The organism is Bacillus sp. NPDC094077, assembly GCF_050279465.1.
Taxonomy (GTDB): domain Bacteria; phylum Bacillota; class Bacilli; order Bacillales; family Bacillaceae_G; genus Bacillus_A.
Genome location: NZ_JBNNUF010000026.1, coordinates 1 through 26,041, shown reverse-complemented (window position 1 = coordinate 26,041; position 26,041 = coordinate 1). Strand labels below are relative to the sequence as shown.

Sequence of the window (26,041 nt, the reverse complement as noted above, 5' to 3'; positions counted from 1 at the left end):
ATATGACAAACATTCCTACGGAATGGGTACCAAAAGAGAAAATCTATGATTTATATTCACTGCGTTGGCAAATTGGCGTGTCCAGATAAGGACACATTATCTAGTTGGTGAAAGTCCAATCGGGAGAATAGACTCCACTCCCGTAGCCTGAGAGGCGCCATGAAGTGAAAGCGACATGGCGAAGCCCTCTGACATCACATGCAAAAGGCATGTGGGCAAATCTCCAGGTTGTAACGTACAGTGAACGTAGATGTAGCCTCGTTACACGCAATTCCGGTGGCTGAGACGGTCGATAACGTGCGAAAGCAACAAGAACTGACCGAAACGAGTCTGGAACGGCAGTTCTCACCGGCGGGGTATCAGCGGCGACATGGAGAGAAAGATAATGTGGAAACTGGAGAAGCCCTCGACACCCGATGAAGAAACCTCATCGAGGAGACCGTCTCTATAACCGCGATCGGGAAGTGAGAACGGTAGGTGTCAGGGTGGCGGAACGGATCGTAGTACCAGAGATCTGCGTGCAGCAAAACGCGCGGGGAGGAAAGGGTCCGAACCTGTAAACATTTCGTATGACTAAAGGAGGCAAGGGTGCCATGACAAAAACACCCATCACTTTGCAGGAACTAAGGCAACGAATCTATCGAAAGGCGAAGTCTGAACCTACGCACCGGTTTTGGGGGCTATTTACCCACATTACCAAAATGACAACCCTTCACGAAGCATATCAACAGGCGAGGAAAAACAACGGTGCTCCAGGCATTGATGGAAAAAGTTTTGCTGATATAGAACTAGAAGGAATTATCCCATTCTTAACGGGTATTCAAGAGGAATTGCAAGCTGGAATATACCGACCACAAGCCAATCGAAAAGTAGAAATCCCAAAGGCAAACGGCAAAACGCGAACTCTGCAAATTCCGTGTATACGAGATCGTGTAGTACAAGGAGCGCTAAAACTCATATTAGAAGCAATTTTTGAAGCTGATTTCTGTCCAAACTCGTATGGGTTTCGACCGAAACGCTCTCCACATCAGGCATTGGCAGAAGTACGACGCAGTATATTGCGCCGTATGACCATAATAATTGATGTTGATTTGTCACGCTACTTTGATACAATCCGACACAATATATTATTGGAGAAAATCGCGAAACGTGTCCAAGACCCACAGGTTATGCATCTTGTAAAACAGGTAATTAAGGCAACAGGAAAGATCGGTGTCCCGCAAGGGGGGCCATTTTCTCCACTAGCCGCGAACATTTACCTCAATGAAGTGGATTGGACATTTGACGCCATTCGACGCAAAACAGCTGAGGGCAATTACGAAGCTGTAAACTATCACCGTTTTGCCGACGATAGTGTGCCACGAAGGCATCCAGAGTGTGAGTAAGCACACAAGGGAGCTGTGCTGCACTTAAGATGAGAGTAGGCCTCTCGCAATCGCTATACAGGTAGAGATTGCAAACCACCCTAAGGTGCTATAGTCAAAAGCTATGGTATTGAGCGTTAGGGAAAAGGCAGAACGAGATTCTGTCAGGTACATATTAAGGAGACGAAAACCACTGAACCGCTGAAGAAGTATCGAAAGCATAGGGACGTCATCAAAACTGAGGGGGTGTCGTTAACTCAGGATAAGTTCGGAGGGAACCTGTTTACTGTCCGTTCGGTGACCGGTATAAAGGCGGCGTGAACTTAATATAGGCTTGAGTGTGGAACGTGGGAACCTACGACATGGTTGTTAAGGGAGAAATTCAAGTGGAAGCCCCACAAGAATCAGAGTACCGATGCCATGTATAGGGGCGGAATAACTCGTAGTAGTAATGAAATTTCCTAACGGAAATGGAGCGAAGGGGTTATGTTATTCAGTTTTATGAACAAGTCAACCATTATAGCGGGAGGAACTTATGAGTAAAACAAAGCCATATGAGATATCTAAAAAGGTAGTTTATGATGCCTTTCTTAGAGTAAAAGCAAACAAAGGTTCAGCTGGTATTGATGAAGAGTCAATATTAGAATTCGAGATGAATCTAAAAGATAATCTCTATAAACTCTGGAACAGAATGTCCTCAGGAAGCTACTTTCCTCCAGCAGTAAAAGCTGTAGAGATACCGAAGAAAGCTGGCGGTACTAGGACACTAGGAATTCCAACAGTGACTGATAGAATTGCACAGCTGGTTGTGAAAATGTATTTCGAACCCTCAGTGGAACCTTACTTTCACCAGGATTCCTACGGATACAGACCTAATAAAAGTGCAATCGAAGCCTTAGAGATAACCCGTAAAAGGTGCTGGAAATACAACTGGGTTCTAGAGTTTGATATTAAGGGATTATTCGATAACATTGATCACGAATTACTAATGAAAGCAGTGGAAAAGCATACAAAGATTAAATGGATAAAATTATATATTAATAGATGGTTAAAAGCATCTTTTCAAACGAAAGAAGGTGTAAAAGAGCGTACTTCTGGCACACCGCAAGGTGGGGTAATAAGTCCTGTTCTTGCGAACTTATTTCTACATTACACCTTTGATAAATGGATGATTATTAATCATCCAAACAATCCATTCGCTAGATATGCGGACGATGCAGTCATCCACTGTAAGACAGAGTGTGAGGCAATTAAATTACTGGAATCATTAAACGCGAGAATGAACGATTGTAAACTTGAACTGCATCCAACTAAAACAAGAATTGTTTATTGTAAGGATGAAGATAGAAAAGAAAATCATGAAATCATATCGTTCGACTTTCTAGGTTATACATTCAGACCGAGAAGGTCAAAGAACAAATGGGGAAAGCACTTTATTAATTTCACGCCTGCGATTAGTAACACCTCTAAGAAATCAATTCGCCAAAAAGTTAGGGATTGGAAATTACAGTTGAAATCTGAAAAAGACCTGACTGACCTATCAAACATGTTTAACTCAAAGATTATAGGGTGGATTAACTACTATGGTAAGTTCTACAAATCTGAGATGTATCCAGCATTAAGGCATATCAATAAAGCCTTAATTATGTGGGCTCGAAAGAAGTATAAAAGACTGGCTCGTCATAAGAAAAGAGCAGAAAACTTTATCGGTAGAATTGCAAAACAAAATCCCAAGCTATTTAAACATTGGGAGTTAGGTATCAAACCTACGGCTGAATAATGGGAGCCGGATGAGCTGAGAGGTTCACGTCCGGTTCTGTGAGGGGCTACTGGGGAGGTTCCAGTGGCCTACTTGCCTAGTTATCGCTGTAAGCGGACACTCCAGTAAAAATGGATGGGCTGAACTGGCATTACGACGACTGTGGGAACAGTTAAAGCCTTTGGGAGTTGAACTGAATCTGGAGAAGACTCAGATGGTCAATGTCCTAAAAGGAGAATCCTTCGGATTTTTAGGATTTGACCTGAGACGAATACCGAACCGAAATAAGAATGGATTCTTCGTTTTCATGATCCCGAAGAAGAAAGCTCGCACGACAGTAAAAGCAAAAATTCGCGAACTCATTCAAAACGCAGGAGCGAAGCCAGCACAAGACTTAATAAAACAAATCAATGCTGTACTAACTGGATGGGTGAACTACTTCCGGATTGGGAACTCTAGTCAAGCTTTCAGTGAAGTACGTGATTATACGGAAATGAAAATTCGCACATTGTTAACGAGAAGGAAACGAAGACGAAAGCGTAGCATCGGATGGCAGAGATGGAGTAACGAATATCTCTATGGTGTACTGGGGCTCTACTGGGACTGGAAAGTCCTTCCCCTGAAAAGTGCAGAGAGTTTTCGATGAAAGTGTCTGCCATTTGATAGGTCTCATAACCCTTTTGATGAAGTTTATGGGGTGAGCTGCTTGAGGGAAAACCTCACGAGCAGTTCTTATGGGGAGAGGCTGGAAACGGGTCACAATTGATACCGCGCCAGTCTTTTACCCGACAGCTGTTATTTAAAATATGGAAATCTTGGTTTCAAATTCATCGTTGTAAATCTATTAAACAAGAGCGGCTAGAATGTCACCTTTATGGACAACTCATTAGTATCCTATTATGTTCTTCTACTATGTTTAAAATGAGAGAACTTCTGTTACGCAAGAAACAGAAAGAACTAAGTGAATATAAAGCAATGTACATGATTAAAGATTATTTCTTACTTTTTCATCAAGCATTACATAAAAACACCCAAGAATTATCAAAGATTCTCCTTCGTCTGTTTAACCTCCTACAGCGAAACGGACGAAAATCCCACAGATATGAGAAAAAAACAGTCTTTGATATTTTGGGCGTTGTTTATGAGTATACCACTTCTGTTCATCAGGTAGCATAGTTATAGTAAAAAAATTGAAACCCGTCAGGGTTTATTTGATATGCCTACTTTTATGATATCTATAAAAGATAATAAAAAACTACATGGAAAGATCAAACTTTGTATAAACATATACTTTAAGTTCACCCTAAATGAAAATTATATGTAATTTTGATATCAAAATGGTTTTTATCTAGCAGCTAATACTTTGATTGTAGTTGTATCTCCGTCTGAATATACATCAAGCAAATTCTATTCATACAAAAAACAAACCTGATTTCCACTATACTTAGGAAACCAGATTTGTTTATTATTGGCGCATAAAACTTCGATTGTTATAAGATTTCTTACTTATTAAATAAAGATGCGATTTTATCAATGCGATTTGTCCAAATTCCACCTGTGTAATCATTGGGAAGGCGTTTTATATCATCTTGCGAATCAAATCCACTTGAAAATCCAAGTCCATTTCCTCCTACAACGATAACTCGGGTATCTGCTTTATCCATTCGATTAAGAAATCGGTTTGGCCATCCCCAAAGCCAAGGTGCCACTTTTTCAGGTATATGTAACTCCCCATGTTTCAGGCTTGAAGGCATGTATCCAGTCCACCCTAACGCGATATAAGTAAGAAGATCTTTTTTCAGGGTTGCTTTTGACATGGTGCGTAAACTAGGGATACGCTCTTTTATCGCAGCAATCGGTTTATCGCCTCCATATACAGTTAGCTGTTCAAGACGTTTAGCTGGGAGTTTTTTGAGGTAATCAGCCATTTGAGTTCCTTCTTTTTCATCATCACTTTTAATATGAATAAGGAAAGAACGATCTGGGAAATGGTTAAGTACTTCATCCAATGTTGGCATAAGATTAATTCCTTTACCACGAAACGGGAATGTTTTTCCACCATCAGCTGTATAACCATAACCAATATCAAGTGCCTGTAATTCTTTTGTTGTAAAATCCCTTGTAACACCTTTACCATTAGTACGACAATCAAGAGTCCAATCATGAAAAATGACAAAATTATTGTCTTTAGTTGGTTGAACATCAAACTCTACTAAATCTGCGCCCGCTTTAAATGCCGCCTCCATAGATGGAATTGTATTTTCTAAATAAGAGTGTTCAGGTTCATGTATACGCTCAGCTGTACAAGTATCCCCTTCTATGTCCTCCATAGCAAATGTTTGAGATAGCCCTCGATGAGCAAGAAGAAGAGGGGAATCGACGTTACGCTTAGCAAAAAATAAAATAAATGTGTTATTTCTTAAGTTCTACTCATAAACTTATGTAGAAATCTATGTATATTCAACTGGAGGTGGTACAAATTAATGAGAATTCTAATCTGGACTCAAATGGTATCTGCAGGCGGAGGGGCCCGATTACTTGCAAACCTCCTACCTGCCATGGCTCGTCAAGATGACATTGAGCTTGTTAGACTGGTGATTTCTTCTGAATCTAAATTTAAAGAACGTTACGATTTTTCCAATCATCCAAACATCGAAGTTTTATATTTTGATGGTGATATTAATACAGATACAGCAAAGAATTTTTTCCATGATTGTCACGTTGTATATTATTTCTGGCCTCACTTACATGACTTTGTTGACATTAAAAGGCCTAGTATTTGTACATTTCATGATGCTACTATTTTTGATTTTGTCCCTCCATTTATTAATGGCGGGTATATGAAGTCTTATTGGGAAAGATCGAAAGCATGGTTTGAAAACTGTACCAATGTAGTGGTTTCTTCACAACATGTAAAGGCTCGTTTAATCACATACTTTAGTGATCATTTAAAAGATGCTATTGTTATTCCTCATGCTATATTACCGGCAGAATACGATCCTGGATATTCATTAAGTTCAGATATAGAAGCTCGTTTGCCATCAAAATATTTTGTATATCCAGCGAATACCTCACCTCATAAAAATCATTATAATTTACTATTAGCATACTCAAAGTTTACACAACGAAAAAATTACCCATTAGTTCTATTTGGATTTTATACAGAATTGTTAAGATATCAACCTCCACATTGGCCTGATCTCCAAACTATTCCCACTCTAGTTTCACTTATCTACAAATTAGGATTGGAAATTGATAAAGATATTTATCCTATTGGATTTGTTAATGATTCTGATGTTGCGCCTATTATTAAAAATGCTAAGGCATTAGTTATGCCAAGTCTTTCGGAAGGTGGAGGCAGCTATCCAGTGGAAGAAGCACTAAGATTAGGTACACCAGTCCTATGTTCAGATATTCCTGTTATGCGTGAACATCTCTCTCGTCATAGCGCAAAAGTAATTTGGTTTAATCCAGAATCTATTGATTCAATTTTACAAGCTCTAGAAGAGATGCATACAAACTATGAAGAGTATAAGACATCTACTCTTCAAGGTATAAATGATCCTGCAGAATCATGGGAAGATATTGCGAAAAAATATATACATGTAATGCGTGTTTCATATCTTAAGTACTACAATATGTGAAGAAGAATAAAAAGAATGGAACATTGTATACAAATCATATAATTATTAGACTGAAAGTGGGAGTTACATGACAAAAAAACAATATAGTAGCAAACAAAAACCTTTGTTGGTTTATATTCACATACCAAAAACGGGAGGAACTACATTAACAGATATAATTTATAGGCAATACTCTGACAATGTCCTCTACGATGTTAATCGGTATGGTTTGAATCAACAAAGCGTGTTGTTACTAAGAGAGAAGTTAACAACAGCTGATACTTTATGTGGTCATCTCTTGTTTGGCGTACATCACCATATTTCTAGACCTTGTACTTATATTACGATGTTAAGGAATCCAGTTGAGCAAGTCCTTTCATGGTTTTATTCTGCACATAAGAATCTAGATCAATATAAAGAATTATTTTTTGAAGGGACAATTGATGATTATATAAATAATCCGAATTTTGATTATTATACGATTAACTTCCAATCTCGTTACATTACAGGTAGTGATGTTACAGATTTAGAAATAGTAAAAGAGACTATAGCAAATTATTTTTCTGTAGTAGGTATTACGGAGTTGTTTAATGAATCTTTATATATTATGAAAAAAGAATTTGATTGGAAGAATGTTAAATATCAAAAATTAAATGTTAATGCACAAAGAGCTCAAAGGGAACAAATTCCGCAGACAGTTATTGATAAGATTGTAGAGAAAAATAATATAGATTTTCAATTATATAATTATGCTAAAGAAATATTAGAAAAAAAGATTGCTTCCTTAGATGCTGCCTCAATTAGAGAATTACGCGCGTTTCAAACTAATGATTAGTTTTTGTTTTTTTATTTGAATGATTGTAACAGATATATCTTAGAGGCGATTTAAAGGACTGGAACAGGATTTGGAGTTTCGCCCCCACATGACGAGCCAACACTCTAGCCAAAAAGCAAAAGTAAGATCAAAAGATAAGAATAACAACTAAAAAAATAGTAAACCGTCTATGAATACTTATTCATAGACGGTTTACATAACGTCCTATTATCGGTAGCGAAGAAAAAGACGAACCCCTACTCTCACAAGGGAATCTTCTTTTTTGTTCTATGGATCTATGCATTTTTTATACATTCCTATTCTGGTGCGGTTTAGGGTTCTTGTCTGTTATTGGATTAACCGAAAAAATGTATAAAATCTTGCATACTCTTAGCATGGCTTTTTCTGAAATACTGGCGGTACCCCATATAGGGGTAGCACGCACATTTTAGCCTTTTTATACGTTAAGGAATTTTCAAAACTCAATATTGCTTGTTCAAATTGAGACTTTGATTTAGAGATGAGTTTTGAGACGTATTTTAAGCTATTTTCAGTACATTTTATGGTGAATTTCATTTGTCCCAAATACCCTCGTTTTTGAGATTTATAACAAAAGAAACATGGCAAATTTCTATTTATTTAGAGTCTAAATGTTTCATAAAACCCTTCATATAATTCAAGTACCAAATTTCACAAATTGAACATTATATATGTGTTTTGAGTTTGTATAGAAAGTCAAAAGCGAACTTTTCCTTTCCCTTGTATTTTTCAATATTTTCGGGTAAGTAACAATGATGTTTATTAAGTATATTTGTTTCTAGATATTCAATCGTTTCCAGTAAAGATTGTCCTCTAAGTGATCCAGTGAATAAAAAACGGACTCCCTTTTTGGGAATCCAATTCATTCAGTGTCACTTTGGTTAAAGTCTAATCTTCTCGGTTCGTAACACTGTCATTAGCCTCATCGGCACCTTCGCCGACTTTGTTACCCATCGCTCCTCCTACAACAGCTCCTGCAACGGTACCAAGTGGACCAAGAACAGAACCCAAAGCAGCTCCTGCGACAGCACCGACACCAGTTCCTACCGCTTCGCCAGCATCATTATCGACACGGTTACGTTCGTTTTTATCAGCCACTCATTTCACTCCTTATTTAGAATAGGCAAGTGCTTTCCAGCACAATACCTTACGTATTTTTCCCTATAAGGGCAGATTTATGCGAAGTTTAAATCTGTCCTTAAAACTTTGCAATTTTCACTATCCTTCACGCTGTACAATAAGAAAAGCTGCCATAATGACAGCTTTTCTTAAACTATTGCAACCTTTAGTTCAAGTAGTACTATTGCAACTTTTATTTATCTACTCCTGCATCTATTTTCCAGCTATTTTGCAATTTCCGATTATAAATGATCTGGCCAATATGATATGCGTTATGAGTTGACACATTTCCAAGTATTGCCCACCATTTCACGTGTCCAGGATAACCATTAACTTCTCTCTCAACTTTTTCTTCAGATAATAACTCTTGCCAACGTAAAAGCACCTCTAATAGTTGTTTTTTAAGGCAGCAAAAGTATGATTTTCAGGAATAATAAATAAAGACAAACCCTTTATCCTTCTCCTATTTCACTGTAAACAGATTAATTCCTGCTCTAAATTCCATTATACTGTATATTAGGATAAAATCCCTAGGTTGTGCCATCAAACAGTTAGAAAGGTGTTTTAACGGAGAATCATCATTATCCTCAAATCAATAATAATGTATTAAATGTAACATCGATTAAGCCATACGTAATGGTGGTTCCTCATCATGGTGAGAATGCAGGAGAATTTAATAAAGATATTTGGGATACGCTTCCCTTATCGGAAGGAGCATTATCTACGAAATCTTTTAGGTGTAGAAATTCACCTCAAAATAAAAAATACAAACCCTGATACAGTATGATTACACTGTATCAGGGTTACTTTTTGATGTTGCACCATCTTCTAATACAAATACATATAATAAATATAGTTATAAAATGATGAAGATTCGTTAGGCCAAGGCCCGGTCCACGCATCGTGCGTACTTTCGGAATGGTGTTACTAATAGTCTACTAACCATTCACAGCCGTGAATTGGCTGTTATACAGATTGGCGTAGTACCCACCGCGCTCCAGCAGCTGTTCATGACTGCCGCTCTCGACGACATCTCCGTCCTTCATGTAGAGGATCATATCGGCCTCACGGATCGTCGACAGACGGTGGGCGATGACGAAGCTTGTTCTGCCTTCCATCATCTTCAGGAACGCCGCCTGGATACGAATCTCCGTCAGCGTATCAATGCTGCTTGTCGCTTCGTCGAGAATTAGCATAGGCGGATCAACTAGCATAACCCGAGCAATCGTCAAGAGCTGTTTCTGCCCTTGGGATAGGCTGTCGCCGGAGCCGTTGATTACTGTATTATAGCCCTGCGGCAGCCGCTTGATGAAGCTATGGGCGTTAGCCGCCTTAGCGGCAGCGATAACCTCCTCCTGACTAACATTCGGCTTCCCGTAGGCGATATTGTCATGGATTGTCCCGCCGAACAGCCAAGTATCCTGTAGCACCATTCCGAAGGTATGGCGTAAGCTGTCACGGGCCATATCGTTAATGTTAATACCGTCTATCGCAATCTCGCCGGCATCAACATCATAAAATCGCATTAACAGATTTACAAGCGTTGTCTTGCCAGCACCGGTCTGTCCCACGATTGCGACCCGCGTGCCTGGTTCGACAACGAGGTTCAAATCGGTAATAAGGGGACGGTCAGGCTGGTAAGCGAACTTCACATGACGGAACGTAATCGTCCCCTGCTTCGCCGGGATATAAACTGCATCGTCAGCGTCCGGTGACTCCGCCGATTCATCAAGTACCTGGAAGATACGTTGCGCCGAGGCCGTAGCTGATTGCAACTGTGTAATTACTCCGGTAATTTCGTTGAACGGCTTAGCGAACAGGTTGGCATAAATTAGGAAGCTCGATAGTCCCCCGACCGATATTCTGGACATGATGACCATAATACTCCCAATTAAGGCGATGATTGAGAAGGTAACATTGTTCACCAAACGAGTGGATGGATTCGACAGAGAGCTGACGAATTGTGATTTTACCCCAGTGTGATACAATTCATCATTTCGCACTGTAAACTCCGCAAAAGAGTGGTCTTCATAACGGAAGGCCTGAACAACCTTCTGCCCGCCAATCATCTCCTCGACATAACCATTCAGTCCACCCAATATACGGGCCTGTTCACGAAATAGCTGCTGGGAGCGCATCGTGATGAACCGGGCTACGAAGAAGGTCACTGGTGCAGATAACAGCACGACGACGGTCATGAGCGGATTCGTATACAGCATGAGCGCGATCGCCCCGATGATTGTAACAACGCCGGTTAATAATGTGGAGAATCCTTGCAGCAACCCGTCCGATATGGCATCCATATCGTTTACGAATCTGCTGATGCTGTCCCCTTGCGGATGATTATCATGATATTTCAGTGGCAGAACATTCAGCTTGTCGAACATCTCGCTGCGCAAATCATTTACCGTTTGATTAGCAAGCCGATTCGTAAGATATGTCAACAGCCAGCCGAACAAGCTTCCGACGAGATACACCAGACTAAGCTGCATAAGTAGTCTGAATATGTCTGCGAACTCAACAGCACCCTTACCGACCATATGGTCGATCGTAATCCCAATCATAAATGGACCGATCAAGCTGGAGGCTACGCTAATAATCGCACTAATGAAGGCCCAGATTGTATAGCTTTTATATTTTCCTGTATAAATTAGTAGTCTTCCCCATGTTTGCTTCATGTTCATTGTTGTCCTACCTCCTCATTAGAGAACTGTGAGCGGCAAATCTCTTGATAGACACTACAGTCTCGCTTGAGTTCAGCATCGGTACCTATGCCAGCAATCCGTCCGTCTTCGATAACGATGATCTTATCCGCCTGCTGCACGGTGCTAACCCGCTGCGAGACGATGAATACCGTCATCTCCTGGCTGTTCTCCCGGATTGACCTTCTTAACGCCACATCTGTGGCAAAATCAAGTGCACTCGAAGAATCATCAAGGATGAGAATATCGGGACTGGCGACAATTGCCCGGGCGATCGTTAAGCGCTGCTTCTGTCCACCCGACAGATTAAGTCCGCCCCTGGACACCAGAGTGTTATAGCCCTCCGGCATTTTCGATATGAATTCATCAGCCTGTGCAATGATAGCTGCCCGCTTGACCTCTTGATCCGTAGCTAATTCGTTGCCCCAGCGGATGTTATCGGCAATCGTCCCTGTGAAGAGCAGTGCCTTCTGCGGAACAATCCCGATCTCGCCGCGTAGCTCATATAGGCTATAATCCCTTACATCGATTCCGTTGACGAGGATTTGCCCGGAGGTAGCGTCATAAAATCGCGGAATCAAGTTCACAAATGTAGATTTGCCTGAACCAGTACCACCGATAATTCCCACGGTCTCGCCACGTCTTATCTCCACCGATATATCTATCAGAGCCGGATCACTCGTCGCACTATATCCGAAGGTGACATGATTAAATATAACAGCTGGACCATCCTTCTTGTCTTCTATTTTCACTGTAGACTGTTTTCGCTCCTCTGGCGCAGGGTCAGCAATGGAAGGAATGGTATCGAACACCACATTGATCCGTGATGCTGAGGACGCTGCCTTGGTAAAAATAATAATCAGATTCGACACGACAATCAAAGCGAGCAAAATTTGCGTCACGTAGTTAATAAAGGCGATGACCTCGCCAGAAGATAATGTCCCCGCATTAATGTGGAAACCACCAATCCATAGAATAGCGATAATCGCACCGTTGACAACAACCGTCGTTACCGGACTAAGCAGCGCAGACACCCGCCCTACTCGGATCGCAGTGGCCGTAATATCGTCGGAAGCCTCGCGAAATCTCGCCTTCTCGGCCTGTCTCTTGGCGAATGCACGGATGACGCGAACTCCCGTCAGATTCTCGCTCAATACTAGTGCGATTCTGTCTAACTTCTTCTGGTATAACCGATACATAGGTGCTGTCTTGGTAATAATCAAATATAGAATAATAGCAAACACTGGTGTTGCTGCAATCAGAACAAGCGATAGTCTAAAATCAAGCAGCATCGACATGATGATTGCACCAATGCAAATGAACGGGGCACGAATCACGAGCCGAATTAGCATCGCTACTGCGATTTGCAGCTGATTGACATCATTTGTGATACGATTGATCAATGATGGTGTTCCAAAGCGGTCAATCTCAGTATAAGACAGCGTCGAGATATGCCGGAACAGTGTATTACGCAGCGTAGTACCGAACCCCTGTGATGCCCGGGCCGCATAATATTGGCAGATTAGCGAGCTGCCGAAGCCCAGTATCGACATGACGACCATTAAGCCGCCCATCTTCCATACATAAGTGATATTGTGCCTGCCTATTCCATGGTTCACAATCAGGGCCACAATCGTCGGCAGAAACAGCTCGAGAATTGCCTCCACCAGCTTAAAGAAAGGGCCTAGAATACTTTCCTTCTTGTAAGGTTTTAAAAATCTTGTGAGTCTAAACAAAGTATCATCCCCATCATGATTGATATAAAGGTCGCTTTTGATTATGAAGTAACTCATAAAGTGATTTCGATATCGAATCTTGAATTCACCTGGGCATTCCGGTGCTCACGTACAAACTACGTACGCTCTGCTCCTCTCACCCTAGCTTCATCCAACCTTCTCATTACTAAAAAGCGGCCATTCTGAACTTGAACTAAAATATTCAATTTAATGCAATACAAAAGGTTTGACGAAATTTATTTACCGGATATGATTAAAAAATAACATAACATCTTCCATATTAATAATATTTGATTAATATCTAATCTATATGAAATTAATATGGCAATTTAAAAGGAGAACCTTATGGACATTAGGCAATTGAAATACTTCCTGACGATTGCGGAGGAAGGCCAGATTACCTCGGCCGCCAAAAAGCTGCAAATGGCTCAACCCCCGCTCAGCCAGCAGCTTAAACTGTTGGAGGAGGAGCTTGGCGTGAAGCTAGTAGAGCGCGGTGCACGCAGTATCCGGCTCACGGACGCCGGGGAAATTCTGCGCCGCAGAGCGCAGCAAATTGTAGATTTAACAGATTCGACGTCAAGAGAGGTCAGTGACTTTGCCAAAGGATTGAAGGGAACATTGACGATTGGAACGGTGTCCTCCTCAGGAGCAACGTTATTAAAGGATAAATTATCCGAATTTCACAAAGCTTACACTGGAATCAAATTTGAAATTCATGAGGGAAACACGTTCAGGGTCATTGAATTGCTACAGAGTGGGGTCATCGAACTGGGAATCGTTAGAACTCCCTTTCATAATGTGGGGATGGGATACAAATGTGCGGAAAGCGAGCCGATGATCGCCGTGATGACCCCGGAGCTGGATTGGAGTGGCGGGCGGGATGCCATCCGAATCGAAGAACTGCAAGAGCGCCCTCTGGTCATTTACCGCCGATTCGAGCAGCTGATCCGCGAGACTTGTCAGAAAGCCGGCTTCGAGCCAAACCTATTCTGTAAAAATGATGATGCACGGACTACCCTACTATGGGCCAATGCCGGCCTCGGCATCGGAATTATCCCGAAATCCGCGTTCGAGTTGGCGAACCACGGTAGTCTGATCTATAAGGAAATCGACAGTCCTTTCCTCCAGACCAGAATCGCGGCGATCTGGATGAAGGACCGTTACATGTCCTCGTTGGCAAGAAAGTTCCTGGAGAGCTTCAGTAAGGAATAATAAAAGAAAGGAGTGAACCGACTGTTCACTCCTTTGGATTATGACCATAGGGGTCCGTGTAGATTTAAAATAAAGATTGATAAAAAAGTGCTTTAAGCCATATTTAATAGCAAATGCAAAAAATCCATTTTGAAAAATAGTTTAATCAAAGAGGGGTCCAGAGGACTCCATCTGAATAGAATTCAAATGTTTCATTCTGTTTATGACAGATAATACTTCTGGTTGAAACCATCAGCTTTTCTGTACCACTTCCCTGTGGAGAGCTCGAAAAGTGATCAGTGGTTAGCTTAACTTAATGACGACGGGATCTGCCCCCACTTAGTGATGAAACCCATTATCACATTTCGTATCATGTGGCATAGGTCCATCCAGGGAATCCAGAAAGGCAACGGCCTGTTTGAGATTCCTCAAAAATAAATGCGCGAGATCCATGGAAAATCCATTTCGAACCACAACGCGCATAATCGTCACCGCTTCCATATCTGGAGGCAATGGATAGGCGGGTACTTGCCAGCCGAACACACGCAATTGTCGAGATAAATCATAAAGATTCCAGTTTAATGTGTAACCATCTTTCAGTCGCCAAGCGAAAACCGGAATATCCGAACCATCGGACAAAAGCTCGAACGGTTCCATCTTCTGAATCGCCTTGCTAAGAAAAAGAGCGACTTTCTGAGAAGCCCTTTGGACATCATAGTACCCACTTTTCCCTAAACGCAGGTAATTGTAATATTGCAGGAGCACTTGTGCGCCAGGACGAGAGAAATTCAGGGCAAAAGTTGGCATGTTTCCGCCCAAATAGGAGACGCGGAAGATTAAATCCTCAGGGAGATCTTCAGCTTCCCGCCAAATTATCCAACCCAACCCAGGGTAGACTAATCCATATTTATGTCCCGATACATTGATGGACTTCACCCTCGGTAATTGAAAATCCCAGACTAAATCTGGTTGAAGAAACGGTGCTATAAATCCCCCCGAAGCCGCATCCACATGCATAGGAATGTCGAGGCCTGTCCTCTCCTGTAAATCATCCAACGCTTTCGCAATGGCGGCAACCGGTTCGTAAAGACCGGTATAGGTCTCACCGAGAATCGGTACCACACCAATCGTATTTTCATCCACGGCAGCGAGAACCCCCTGAGGATCCAATCGGGGATGCTCTGAGTTAACCTTCACATAGCGTGGTTCAACTTCCCAATAGTTCGCGAATTTTTCCCAAACGACTTGAACAGCAGAACTAAACACAATATTGGGCCGATCCACCGGCTTCCCTTCGCTTTTGCGTGCGTTTTGCCAGCGTCTCTTTAACGCAAGCCCCCCGAGCATACATGCTTCCGACGATCCAGTTGTTGAAACGCCCATAGTCGTAAGGGGGGTGGGCGAATGCCAGAGGTTGGCTAAAATGCGGACACACCGCTCCTCAATTTCGGCTGTCTGTGGATATTCATCCTTGTCAATCATGTTCTTGTCGAATGATTTGGCATATAAGTGCTCTGCCGTAGGCTCCATCCATGTGCTAACGAATGTTGCAAGATTTAAGCGGGCATTGCCATCAAGAGTAATTTCATCATGGACGATTTGATACGCTGTTTCTGGTAACATGCCTTCATCAGGCATGTGAAAGCGCGGAACGACTGCTTCTCCTGCGCGGGCAAACAGAGGATTTATAGAAAATTCGGGAGGCAGCTCCATTTGCACATGACGCGGTAGATATTGTGGATTATCTGGCATGATCTCTTTTCCTTCGTATGTATCGTTTTGAACGTCTGCTTTTCGATCCTGTGGCATACAAGTCCCCCTTAATTAATTGTTTAACAACCATATTATTTACAAAAAAGCATTTGTTAAACCAAGGGACAATTCTAATAAATAATTAAAGTTAATTTCACCATTGACGATATTTTTGGTAAGATTAATGTATAATAAAAATATAACTCATGTAAGAGCCTAAGCATTTTTGATCAACGATCGCTCAGGTAATGAGTTATACCCCTTGGAAAAGGTACCTTGCAGCAGGGGTACCTTTTCTTTTATTTTTAGTTATAAAATATTTTAAATAGAAATTATGTAGTTAAAAAGGATAATGATTAAATTGTAATTGAAGTGAAGTATATATCCCATATGAATATTTTTAAATATTAGAAAGAAAATCATTTGAGCGATAGCTGGTATACCGATGATAGTTATACATTGCACCCAATTATAATTATATGTAGAAAGATGGAGTAGTCCAAATGAGCTTCCAGACAAAATTAAAGAGGTTGTAATTGAAGTAATGGGACTTATTATGAAGGAACGTATGATCTTGTGCCAAAAGAATAATATAGATACAAACATAATGTTCTCACCAATTAATTGAATGGCAATACCAGGCGTTTTAAGGAACATATTGGTCATCCCTTCATTTTCAATCGGGTTTGATGTTCCGTTGAATGTTGTAAGAGATATTAGTAAAGACAAAAACAACAACATTATAATGTAAATAATGAAAGCACTGAAGAAAGATATTTTTAGCTGCTGGACAGTAACTTTTTTAGAAATCAAAAACCATTGATCCCACATTATGAATAGAAACACAAATGAGATAGGAAACGAAAAATATACTGCTTTAATTATGTATTGCAGCAGCATATCTATATTATTTATATTCATAGACGAAAATGAAGGGAAAGGTAAATATACTGTGGCAATACAAAATAAAATTAGTATTAGGAACTGCGGATATGTTTTAGTTTGCACTAAGCAATCTAAGTATGTATTAGCAGCACTAAACTCTTTTAAAGACTGATTAGACTCTCTAAAAAATGTTTTCATAACACCCCTCCATCTTTATATTGGTAAATACATTCACCCCATCACCTATCACTCTATTCTTCCCTACTTATAATGAATGTAATCTAATAACCGCACATTTTTTAAAATTTCACGCATCGTAATTATTAATTATATACAAAATATAGTTAGCAAGTGGATTTCTATTCCAAAAGAAAAAAGCACCCTTCTGGATGCTCCATTTATTATAAATATCAACTACTTAATGCTTCATCATGATGGTTATGCGAGTTATTTCAAAGTGGTCTTTTTTATCTTTCAGGTAGTTCCAATTGATAAAAATAATTCTATCTTAAGTACTGAGATTTTCTATTAAAAAGTATCGTCGCTAATTTTATTTCGATCTTCCTTGCACCCAAGCAGCGATATCATTTATAACATACTCAGGAATATTTGCAGGACTATAATATTCATCCGGTTTACTTAATTCCCCATTTCCTTCTGTGAAAAAGTGATTTAACTTTGGATATAGTCGATAATCAACGTTATCTCGCTCTTTTAATTGTTCTTTCCAAAGAGGAATTTCGATTTTTGATTGAACTTGATAGTCTCTTTCCCCTTGAATAATAAGAAGCGGTGTCTTTTGTTCTTTTGAAATTTCTGCTGCTTTAATTTTACGGATCGAATCCCAAAATACTGGTGATCCTAAATAAAAATCTTTTGGAGGATTCTGACTAGAGAAATTGGGATCATTTAATAATTCAAATTGCGATTTGTAAAATTTATATTCTTCAAGTCTCATTGCTCCAATAGAAAATAGATACTCAAATTGATCTAAAACAACGTCTTGGATTGTACGGGCTGGCCCTCCCATCACGATTGCCCCAGCAATATTTTGATTCTGGTCTTTTTCAATCATTTTCGGAAGCATCATTCCACCTTGACTATGACCAAGAATATAAATTTGATTCTTATCTATCATAGGCTCATTTTGAAGAAAATGAGTCACAAGAAGAGCATCATCTGTTGTCTCTTTATCAACTGTATAAAAAGGACTAAATTGTGTTTTCAATCCATGTTCATAAGTTCGCTTATTATAGCGAAGGACAGCGATTCCTTTCGAGGCAAGACCTTCAGCTAAATCGCGAAATGGTTTTAAAGCAAATGCTGTTTCATCCTGATCGGTTGCTCCAGATCCTTGAACAAGAATAACCGCTGGGAAAGGACCCTTTCCCTTCGGAATAGACAATGTTCCTGGTAATGGAAACGCACCGCTTCCAACCACTACTTCTTTATCAACAAATGATTCAGGCTTACTATATGATGGACGCTCTGCAACAGGACTAAACGACATGCTGAGTTGAAAATCATCTATTTTTCCAGATGGATCTAGTTTAATTAGTAAAGGTACTGTTAACTGTTCAAAAACTAATTTAACCTCTACGCTTGTATGAACGGAATTTGTCTCTTTTTGTGTTACCTCTCCAATTCCCATAAAAGAACCTGCTTGAAATTGCGTAGGGAGTTCCTTCCAATAGCTCTTCAGCCATTTTTCGGATATTATTTTCTGCAATGATCGTGAAGTTAAATCAAATGCAGATTTATAATCTTCAGTATGCATAGAACGGATAAATGAAAGGGTAGTAGATATAACAGGATTTTCATTTTCAGGATTGTCTATTTTTTTTATATTTGTGTTTGTTTCCTTTAATGTCGAAATAAACTGGTGGTTGAGCGGATTATTATATGTATTTGGATACAAAGTTGTTTTCAATAGATCCGTATTCCGTCCCTCATACAAAATTGAAGAACTCGCGAAATTTTTAGGTGAAATTACTTCCTCTGCATATGAAACTGAAGGAATAATTATCGTACAAATTGCACTGACAAGTAATAACTTATTCCCTATTCTTTTTTTCGTGCTCATATTTATTGATTCTCCTTTCAAAATTAAATTTTTTTAATACAGCATGCCCTGTACTATAAGGAAAATTAAAATTATCAAAGAGATTAATAGTCTACTTTACAATCCCCCCTAACAGGTTAAAAAGCTATTATAAACAAACTTCAATAAAAAATGCCTTCTCCCTCTTTTTTTACGACTGGATTATTTGGGTAGCACCACATGCCCATCAACCAAAGACAATAAATGTTACCCAAAACGAAAAAATGTGGATTTGAAATAAAGTTTAACCGTTTTGAAAAAAGATTAACTGTTTATAAAAAAGACGCACCGCTTTATCCCTTTGGATTTACTTATCTATGGGGATATTTTTATTAAGTAAAGAAATAAAATATATAAATTGAATATAAAACGTTTTAATAATTTAAAAATATTCCATAATTTAGTATTATTTGTATATGGGGTATTTTGTTTAATCTTTTTTCAAATTAGATTCTTTTTATATTCCGTAGAGTAAGGGTGGAAGTAGATATTTTTAATCAAACTTTATTTCAAACCAACAGTTACATAAATCCGTCAATTTCCCAGAGAAATTTTTAAAATTTCTCTATACTCCTTAATTCGATTGCGCATTGGATTTCCACCTTTATTGCAAAAATGTGTTGTAGTTTTATAAAAAAGATTGATTATTTATAATAAAGTTGTAACATTTGCATAAAAGTTATATTACTAATATGTATCACCGTAAAAATTACTTAAATAATTTCAAACAAAAAACTCTGTAAAATTATTACAGAGTTTTACCTCGACTTTTCATTTACTATTTACTTGGTGATAACGTCAAATCTCCAAATTTCTTTTTAATAGCTGGAGTCGTTGCCTTAAATTTATATTCATCACCATCTTTTTTAATTTCAAATACAATTGGATCTTTCCCATCTTCTTCTAAACTAATTTCATCTTTGTTAATTTTATATGTAAACCCTCTTGTGAAAGCTCCTATCTTGAAAGAAACCGTATTTTTAGCGAATTCTGCTGTATATGATTCGCCATTGGTAGCAACGACATTCCACTTTTTAGATTGCAAATCATCTGATGGATCTTTACCACAAGCACTTAACCCCATAATTGCTATAACTATGAATAAAATATAAATACTTTTTCTTTTTAAATCCTTCATACTTTTTTCTCTCTCCCCCTTTAAATAACAAAAAGGATATGCTTTAGCCCTTTAAAAGCTGAAAGGCATACTCTTTCTATATTTCCCCTAAAATACCTTTCTATGTATATTATTTTACAATAAATTACAAATACAGTCAAAGATATTCATATATTGTTGTAGTAAGTTTTACAAAAAAATTGGTCAAACTTTTTTATAATATTTGTACACTAATTCACAACAATGAATCTATTTTTGACCAATCTTTTTTCAAAACGGGGTAGCGTCAGGAAAATGCGGATTTACAACGATAAGGAAATTCCAAATTAAAAAGCCCAACTTCTCTACAAATCAAAATAGAGAAATTGAGCTTTTCAGTTACTTCATTTATTTATTGAATTCATTAACTGGAAGAAGTATTCAGGTTTATGAGTCTTATTTAGGTTATACCATGAATGTAACGCATCTGGTGTAAATACATCTATTTTTTTCAGCACCTCCATTGCAAATTCCAGAGGAGCTATTCCTGATGCAGTAACTAAATTCGCATCAGATACCGCAGATCCCAACTCATAGAACTTTTCTCCTTTATAGTTAGGACATACCATTTTAGTATATTCTAAGTTATTACTTGTATGCTTTCTAGTATCTAAGTATCCCATATTCGCGAGGCCCTCAGTTGCACCACAAATTGCAGCAACAATAGTGCCAAGCTTTAAAGCTTGGCCAATTCTTTCCAAGATAGGTTGATGAATTTCTTCACTCCAAGTAGTTCCTCCTGGTAAAATTAAAAGATCTTTACTCTCAAGAGTACATTCATCAAGGGAAATATCTGGTTTTATGCTCAGTCCTCCCATAGTAGTAATCATTTCTTTATTAGCTCCTACTGTAATTACTTTTAAAGGTGCTAAATCTTTTTTGAAATATCTTCCTGAGTTTAGTTCAGCAATTAAATATCCATATTCCCAGTCCGACATTGTATTAAATACATATAGAAAAACTTTTTTTGTTTGCATCCAATAACACTCCAATCACAATTGATATAGCTATTATAATATAACTTCCCTGACAGTTAACGTCAGGGAAGTTATCATACTTGATGAAATTTTATTAATTCCGACAGAACTTCAATAAGTCTTTTCTTAAGACTTATTGGCTCAATAACTTTAATAGATTTATTGTACGGTAAAAGTAAATAAGGTACATATGTATGTATCATATCTTTTTCAAGAAGAAAAACTGCTTGATTTGAAGTCCGTTCTTGTAAATAATGTCCTAAAAACCAATGTTGGCAAATATCAGCCAATACACTTTTATCCCCATTAATAACCAAAGAAATAATCCCTTCCTTATCCTCTATAGTTGGAAGAAGATTTTTTATAAAAAAGTCACGTGCTGAAAAATTTTCTGGCCGGTTAAACTTATTTTCGGTTAGCATTAGACTTTCAATTCGATCTACTCTAAAACTACGGATATCATTCCTAAGATGACAAAATCCAATCACATACCACTTATTATTCCAATAGATAATTCTGTACGGATCGACCAATCTATAATTTAATTGCTTTTCGCCACTTTTATGGTAAAGAATTTTTACTGAGTACCCGTCAGCTAAGGCCTGCTCCAACTCCTTCAAAAAAGATTCCATAGAGAGAGAACTTAATCGACTTATTACTTCAAGACTAGTTAAATGTTGGTTTATCTTTGTTTCCTGCTCTTGATTTGAGTATTTACTTAGTTTTGAAATGGCCCTATTTAGTGCTTCACCTCCATAATATCCGGCTTCTTCCGCAAAAACAGCAGCGTGAAATAGTGAAGTTTGCTCCTCAAAATCAAAAAAAAGAGGAGCCTCAATAAAATTGTTCAATAAAGTGTATCCACCGTTATGTCCTGGTTCTGAAATTATAGGTACGCCACTTGTTGAAATTGTATCAATATAACGATACACAGTCCTTATATTAATTTCTAATTTTTCCGAAATTTGTTTTGCAGTAATTTTTTCACCTGAACGAAGCATCCATAGAATTGCTAACATATTGTCAATTTTAGGCATATAACTCCACCTCTATATGAAATTTATTTTCTATTATACATTTCCGACTTTTGGTATAACTCATCAACTGTTCCTTTCCGATAACTTTCTATACAATGAGGCCCTAGACACATTTGTGATTTCACAAATTTGATTTACAGTCATTTCTCCCTCTTTATAAAGCTTTACTGCATAATTCATTCCTGCATGATTTTTATGGTACTTCTTTAACCGACCTTTAAACTTTCCTTCTTTCTTAGCCAGTTCAATCCCTTCACGCTGCCGCATACGGATAAGATCACGTTCTAATTTGTTTACACCCGCCATAACTGTAATTAAGAATTGGCTGTAGGGATTATCTTCTGATAAATCTAGCCATGTATCTTTTAAGGATTTTAAATTTGCATTTTTACTCCGTATGTTATCGATTAGTTCAAATAAATCTTGTGTACTACGAGTAATTCTAATTAAGTCTGTAACATAAATGATGTCACCTTCTTGTATATCCTCTAACATTTTTTGAAGTTGCTCACGATCTTTTGTTGCTCCGGAAACTTTTTCTTCAAAAATAATATCCATTCCGATTTCGTTCAGTTGCTGAAATTGTCTTGAAGGATTCTGGCTAGTTGAACTGACACGTATATAACCAATTTTTCGCAAAATATCACCTCATTTTTGATACAAGTCTTATGAGACGCTCTTAACTTTGATTTTATCAGTCTCCTACACTTGTATCAATATATTACACTCTATCGATACATAATTGAACTAATTAGGGTAGCACCACATCGCTATCAAGCTAATATTTTATAGTACCCCCAAAACGAAAAAATGACTTTGTATTAAAGTTGCAAATAATTTTTGCTCTGAAGTATTTTTCTTTTTTTAGTTGTTAGATGAGAATCATATACCTTAATAGTTTTTTGTATTATAAAAAAATTCAGATATTTACATAGATACCAATAGGTGATATTATATAAAAAATAAATGCGATGAAGAGAAGAGTAAATAAAGTGAATTCTATACAGAGAACCCTGGTAGCTGAAAAAGGGTTAGAATTTCTTTATTGAAGCAAGCCTCAGAGCAGCACGTCGGAACCTTTTAGGAGGGGGTGATGTGACGGGAGCTCCCGTTATAGAGCTAAGGTATAAGCATTTTTAAATGCCGTACCTGATAAGGTTAATATGGCGACATATTAATAAACTAGGGTGGCACCGCGATGATAAATCTCGTCCCTAAGACTTCAAGTCTTGGGGGTGGGATTTTTTATTTTGTTTTAAGTGTTGCATTCTATCTGATTATATTTTAGGAGGAATTCAATTGAGTTTTAAAAAAACATTGGAAACTTGGCGGTATCCATCTATCTTATTGTTTAGTATTGGTGTTTCAAGTGTTGGAAGTTGGGTTTACTTTATTGCTCTAAACCTAATAGTTCTTAACATAACAGAATCGGCAATTGCTGTCTCTGGTTTATATATTATTAGGGCTTTATCAACATTGTTTACTAATATTTGGTCAGGAAGTCTTGTAGATCGTTCAAATAAAAAATATCTCATGATAGCACTAGGTATCTTTCAGACTGTGCTAATTGCATTATTACCTTTCTTCTCTTCTTTAGGGCTTATATATGCTATGGTCTTTCTTATTACAATAGCGAGCTCTATGTACCACTCAACATCGGTAACTTATATTACAAAGTTAATACCAATAGGACAAAGAAAACGTTTCAACTCTTTACGTAGCCTACTTGATTCCGGAGCATTTTTGACTGGACCAGCAATAGCGGGAATGATGTTTACAATTGGTACACCCAATATGGCTATTTATATCAATGCTGGAGCTTTATTTTTATCTGCATTAATTACAGTAGGAATGCCTAATGTTGAATCCTCTGCACCGTTAGAAAAAACATCAGATACAACAAAATTATCTCTTAGGTTATTAATAGATGATTGGAAGCTTGTTATTGGATTTAGCCGTAAGTTTCTATATGTCATGATAATATATCTTTTATTTAGTGCGATGGTAGTCATGATGACAGCTACAGATTCGTTGGAAGCTGCTTTTGCAACTAGGATACTTTCTTTATCTGAAGGTGAATATGGAATTTTAGTCAGCATTGCTGGAGCAGGAGTATTGGTAGGTTCTTTATCTAATGCAATAATTAATGAAAAAATACCTACCTCATGGCTTATGGGTATGGGCTCCTTAATAACTGCAGTAGGTTATATGATTTTTACATCTTCTAATACCTTTTTTATAGCATCTGTAGGGGTTTTTGTTTTATCGTTTGCTACTGCCTTTTCTAATACCGGTTTTTACACATTTTATCAAAACAATATACCTGTTGATGTGATGGGCAGAGTTGTCAGTATTTACGGGTTTATTGAGGCTTTTTTAATTATTACAGTTACTGTAATCTTTGGTGTTTTTTCAGAGCTTATATCTATACGATTTGTTGTAGTTTCAGGAGCATTTGTAATGTTTTTGATATCTATCATACTATTTATTTGCAGTGTTCAACCATCAAAAGCAAAATTCTATTCTAATTCAACCGAGCTTAAAGATTCATTTCAATAAATTCTTTGTTTAATAAATAAAATTAAATAATGGTGATGAAATAAAAAGGATCTTTACTGAAAGATTTTTTTTATTACCGATAACGAAGGTCATGTAAACATAGGTAAATAGCAGAATTAATTATTAGACGGCTATATAAATTACTGCTATAAAACTAAAGTTTTGCACTATCCATAAAACTAAAAAGACGTTATCCTTTCTGTAGAATCATAGGAAAGGATGGCGTCTTTTTTCATTTTAGGGGGATTTTGTTGTATTAGCTTGATAGCGATTTGGTGGTACCCCTTATAGGATAATAGAAATTTGCATTTCCAATTTTTTCACACTCTATTAACAAGGCAGTTATAGCATCCTGGTTTAGCGTTAAGAATGTGAATATATTCTACCTCTTTATTATCAAAAATTTCATCTATATTTTCTCTTAAATTTACACCTTCTGTAACCCTTGCTTCTACAATCATTGAGTCAGCATTGTAGCCGCGTACAGATAGATACCTATGATGTAACATATGCGGAATTTCATTTACATCTAGCTTAGCGGTAGTTGCTCCCTTTCGTATAAATATAGGACCACTTGCTTTATAAGGCGAATTAACACTATGATATTGGTAATTCAGTAAGATTACCTCTTCTCCTACCTCTGCATCCTTCAAACTTATCCTGCAAGGATATCCAGGATTTTTATTTGCTACTATTTTGACTGCCCCGATACTTTTTAATACTTCTTCATTCATTAGAAATAGGTTATTAAACTCCTTCTCTTGTAACGCAACGATTTGAAAGTTATTTCTCATATTCTATCCCTCCTTAATTAGTTGTTATAAAGCATTTCACTAATGATGCTACCACTAAAGTTCATAAAACTTGTTCAATAATCCTGCCCGTTTGTTGAAGATTGAATTTTCATAATTTTTATATTAAGTTTAACATAAAATCCCACAGGAACCTCTAAAAAAAATCATCCTTTTTAAAATAGGATGATTGCCCAGCTTATTTAAAGTATAGAATATCGTTTAAAGTAAATTGTTTATCGGTTAAACCTAGTTTCTGAGCTGACGTTGACCTTATCTTTTTAGATACTTTATTGACACTCCCACGGCTAAAGCCACAAGCTGACTAACGTCAGTGAGATTCTTGCTACCAAAGGCGAAGTCTATTTCTAGTATCGCTGACGTGCAAGATTGCGGTGTGCCATCACCACTCCGTATCCAGTGCATATAGCAG

General features: G+C 38.0%; 17 protein-coding genes, 4 pseudogenes and 1 other annotated feature. Of the genes and pseudogenes, 8 read left to right on the top strand and 13 right to left on the bottom strand.

Features of this window, described 5'->3' with window-relative positions; genetic code table 11:
• Positions 1-593 precede the first annotated feature (593 nt).
• From ACQKNR_RS27745 to ACQKNR_RS27730, 4 genes and pseudogenes are all read left to right on the top strand, one after another.
• A pseudogene (locus ACQKNR_RS27745) lies at positions 594-1,358 on the top strand (reverse transcriptase domain-containing protein); the annotation flags it as partial.
• A 541-nt stretch (positions 1,359-1,899) separates the two neighbouring features.
• Positions 1,900-3,144: a group II intron reverse transcriptase/maturase gene (gene ltrA, locus ACQKNR_RS27740; protein WP_427322360.1), complete on the top strand. Its 1,245-nt coding sequence runs from the start codon at positions 1,900-1,902 to the stop codon at positions 3,142-3,144.
• 76 nt (positions 3,145-3,220) lie between these two features.
• Positions 3,221-3,769, top strand: a pseudogene (locus ACQKNR_RS27735) (group II intron maturase-specific domain-containing protein); the annotation flags it as partial.
• Between the two features lie 143 nt (positions 3,770-3,912).
• Positions 3,913-4,299, top strand: a pseudogene (locus tag ACQKNR_RS27730) (IS4 family transposase); the annotation flags it as partial.
• 326 nt (positions 4,300-4,625) lie between these two features.
• Here the strand turns inward: ACQKNR_RS27730 and ACQKNR_RS27725 are convergent.
• A complete protein-coding gene (locus ACQKNR_RS27725; RefSeq protein ID WP_427322362.1) occupies positions 4,626-5,528 on the bottom strand; it encodes a glycerophosphodiester phosphodiesterase family protein in 903 nt (300 codons plus the stop codon).
• 78 nt (positions 5,529-5,606) lie between these two features.
• Here ACQKNR_RS27725 and ACQKNR_RS27720 point away from each other — a divergent pair, with 78 nt between their 5' ends.
• Positions 5,607-6,767 carry a glycosyltransferase family 4 protein gene (locus tag ACQKNR_RS27720; protein ID WP_427322358.1) on the top strand — a complete coding sequence of 387 codons (1,161 nt, stop codon included), beginning with the start codon at positions 5,607-5,609 and terminating at the stop codon, positions 6,765-6,767.
• Positions 6,768-6,834: 67 nt separating this feature from the next.
• Positions 6,835-7,581: a sulfotransferase family 2 domain-containing protein gene (locus ACQKNR_RS27715; RefSeq protein WP_427322356.1), complete on the top strand. Its 747-nt coding sequence runs from the start codon at positions 6,835-6,837 to the stop codon at positions 7,579-7,581.
• 906 nt (positions 7,582-8,487) lie between these two features.
• On the opposite strand, the gene ACQKNR_RS27710 is transcribed toward ACQKNR_RS27715, so the two are convergent.
• The 4 genes and pseudogenes from ACQKNR_RS27710 to ACQKNR_RS27695 form a co-directional block, all read right to left on the bottom strand.
• A complete protein-coding gene (locus tag ACQKNR_RS27710; RefSeq protein ID WP_427322354.1) occupies positions 8,488-8,697 on the bottom strand; it encodes a glycine zipper domain-containing protein in 210 nt (69 codons plus the stop codon).
• Positions 8,698-8,911: 214 nt separating this feature from the next.
• Positions 8,912-9,156: pseudogene (locus ACQKNR_RS27705) on the bottom strand (DinB family protein); the annotation flags it as partial.
• Between the two features lie 500 nt (positions 9,157-9,656).
• Positions 9,657-11,402 (bottom strand): ABC transporter ATP-binding protein, encoded by a 1,746-nt coding sequence (locus ACQKNR_RS27700; RefSeq protein WP_427322352.1) that lies wholly within the window; start codon positions 11,400-11,402, stop codon positions 9,657-9,659.
• The gene (locus ACQKNR_RS27695) at positions 11,399-13,156 is read right to left on the bottom strand and encodes an ABC transporter ATP-binding protein (RefSeq protein WP_427322350.1); all 1,758 of its coding nucleotides are present in this window, start codon (positions 13,154-13,156) and stop codon (positions 11,399-11,401) included. The genes ACQKNR_RS27700 and ACQKNR_RS27695 overlap by 4 nt, the downstream gene beginning before the upstream one ends.
• A gap of 345 nt (positions 13,157-13,501) precedes the next feature.
• Here ACQKNR_RS27695 and ACQKNR_RS27690 point away from each other — a divergent pair, with 345 nt between their 5' ends.
• Positions 13,502-14,371 (top strand): LysR family transcriptional regulator, encoded by an 870-nt coding sequence (locus tag ACQKNR_RS27690; protein WP_427322348.1) that lies wholly within the window; start codon positions 13,502-13,504, stop codon positions 14,369-14,371.
• Between the two features lie 318 nt (positions 14,372-14,689).
• Here ACQKNR_RS27690 and ACQKNR_RS27685 read toward each other — a convergent pair whose 3' ends face one another.
• The 7 genes from ACQKNR_RS27685 to ACQKNR_RS27655 all read right to left on the bottom strand — a co-directional run bounded on the left by ACQKNR_RS27685 (position 14,690) and on the right by ACQKNR_RS27655 (position 22,897).
• Entirely contained in the window at positions 14,690-16,159 is a 1,470-nt protein-coding gene (locus ACQKNR_RS27685; protein WP_427322346.1) for a glutamate decarboxylase, read from the bottom strand.
• A gap of 264 nt (positions 16,160-16,423) precedes the next feature.
• On the bottom strand, positions 16,424-17,185 hold the full coding sequence (locus ACQKNR_RS27680; protein ID WP_427322344.1) for a hypothetical protein: 762 nt from the start codon (positions 17,183-17,185) through the stop codon (positions 16,424-16,426).
• Between the two features lie 352 nt (positions 17,186-17,537).
• Complete coding sequence (locus tag ACQKNR_RS27675) at positions 17,538-19,070, bottom strand: prolyl oligopeptidase family serine peptidase (protein ID WP_427322342.1); 1,533 nt, start codon at positions 19,068-19,070, stop codon at positions 17,538-17,540.
• A 796-nt stretch (positions 19,071-19,866) separates the two neighbouring features.
• On the bottom strand, positions 19,867-20,226 hold the full coding sequence (locus ACQKNR_RS27670) for a hypothetical protein (protein ID WP_427322340.1): 360 nt from the start codon (positions 20,224-20,226) through the stop codon (positions 19,867-19,869).
• Between the two features lie 362 nt (positions 20,227-20,588).
• The gene (locus ACQKNR_RS27665; protein WP_038182224.1) at positions 20,589-21,221 is read right to left on the bottom strand and encodes a type 1 glutamine amidotransferase family protein; all 633 of its coding nucleotides are present in this window, start codon (positions 21,219-21,221) and stop codon (positions 20,589-20,591) included.
• 74 nt (positions 21,222-21,295) lie between these two features.
• A complete protein-coding gene (locus ACQKNR_RS27660) occupies positions 21,296-22,258 on the bottom strand; it encodes a helix-turn-helix transcriptional regulator (RefSeq protein ID WP_427322338.1) in 963 nt (320 codons plus the stop codon).
• A gap of 63 nt (positions 22,259-22,321) precedes the next feature.
• The gene (locus ACQKNR_RS27655; protein WP_427322336.1) at positions 22,322-22,897 is read right to left on the bottom strand and encodes a recombinase family protein; all 576 of its coding nucleotides are present in this window, start codon (positions 22,895-22,897) and stop codon (positions 22,322-22,324) included.
• Between the two features lie 323 nt (positions 22,898-23,220).
• Positions 23,221-23,477: a binding site (T-box leader), on the top strand.
• An 80-nt stretch (positions 23,478-23,557) separates the two neighbouring features.
• On the opposite strand from ACQKNR_RS27655, the gene ACQKNR_RS27650 reads away from it, so the two are divergent.
• Entirely contained in the window at positions 23,558-24,817 is a 1,260-nt protein-coding gene (locus tag ACQKNR_RS27650) for an MFS transporter (RefSeq protein ID WP_427322334.1), read from the top strand.
• A 320-nt stretch (positions 24,818-25,137) separates the two neighbouring features.
• Here ACQKNR_RS27650 and ACQKNR_RS27645 read toward each other — a convergent pair whose 3' ends face one another.
• The gene (locus tag ACQKNR_RS27645) at positions 25,138-25,611 is read right to left on the bottom strand and encodes a DUF1203 domain-containing protein (protein ID WP_427322332.1); all 474 of its coding nucleotides are present in this window, start codon (positions 25,609-25,611) and stop codon (positions 25,138-25,140) included.
• Positions 25,612-26,041 lie beyond the last annotated feature (430 nt).

Coding starts and splice junctions, on each gene's coding strand:
- ltrA (WP_427322360.1), top strand. CDS start 1,900: ATGAGTAAAACAAAGCCATATGAGATATCTAAAAAGGTAGTTTATGAT.
- ACQKNR_RS27720 (WP_427322358.1), top strand. CDS start 5,607: ATGAGAATTCTAATCTGGACTCAAATGGTATCTGCAGGCGGAGGGGCC.
- ACQKNR_RS27715 (WP_427322356.1), top strand. CDS start 6,835: ATGACAAAAAAACAATATAGTAGCAAACAAAAACCTTTGTTGGTTTAT.
- ACQKNR_RS27700 (WP_427322352.1), bottom strand. CDS start 11,402: ATGAACATGAAGCAAACATGGGGAAGACTACTAATTTATACAGGAAAA.
- ACQKNR_RS27690 (WP_427322348.1), top strand. CDS start 13,502: ATGGACATTAGGCAATTGAAATACTTCCTGACGATTGCGGAGGAAGGC.
- ACQKNR_RS27685 (WP_427322346.1), bottom strand. CDS start 16,159: ATGCCACAGGATCGAAAAGCAGACGTTCAAAACGATACATACGAAGGA.
- ACQKNR_RS27680 (WP_427322344.1), bottom strand. CDS start 17,185: ATGAAAACATTTTTTAGAGAGTCTAATCAGTCTTTAAAAGAGTTTAGT.
- ACQKNR_RS27675 (WP_427322342.1), bottom strand. CDS start 19,070: ATGAGCACGAAAAAAAGAATAGGGAATAAGTTATTACTTGTCAGTGCA.
- ACQKNR_RS27670 (WP_427322340.1), bottom strand. CDS start 20,226: ATGAAGGATTTAAAAAGAAAAAGTATTTATATTTTATTCATAGTTATA.
- ACQKNR_RS27665 (WP_038182224.1), bottom strand. CDS start 21,221: ATGCAAACAAAAAAAGTTTTTCTATATGTATTTAATACAATGTCGGAC.
- ACQKNR_RS27660 (WP_427322338.1), bottom strand. CDS start 22,258: ATGCCTAAAATTGACAATATGTTAGCAATTCTATGGATGCTTCGTTCA.
- ACQKNR_RS27645 (WP_427322332.1), bottom strand. CDS start 25,611: ATGAGAAATAACTTTCAAATCGTTGCGTTACAAGAGAAGGAGTTTAAT.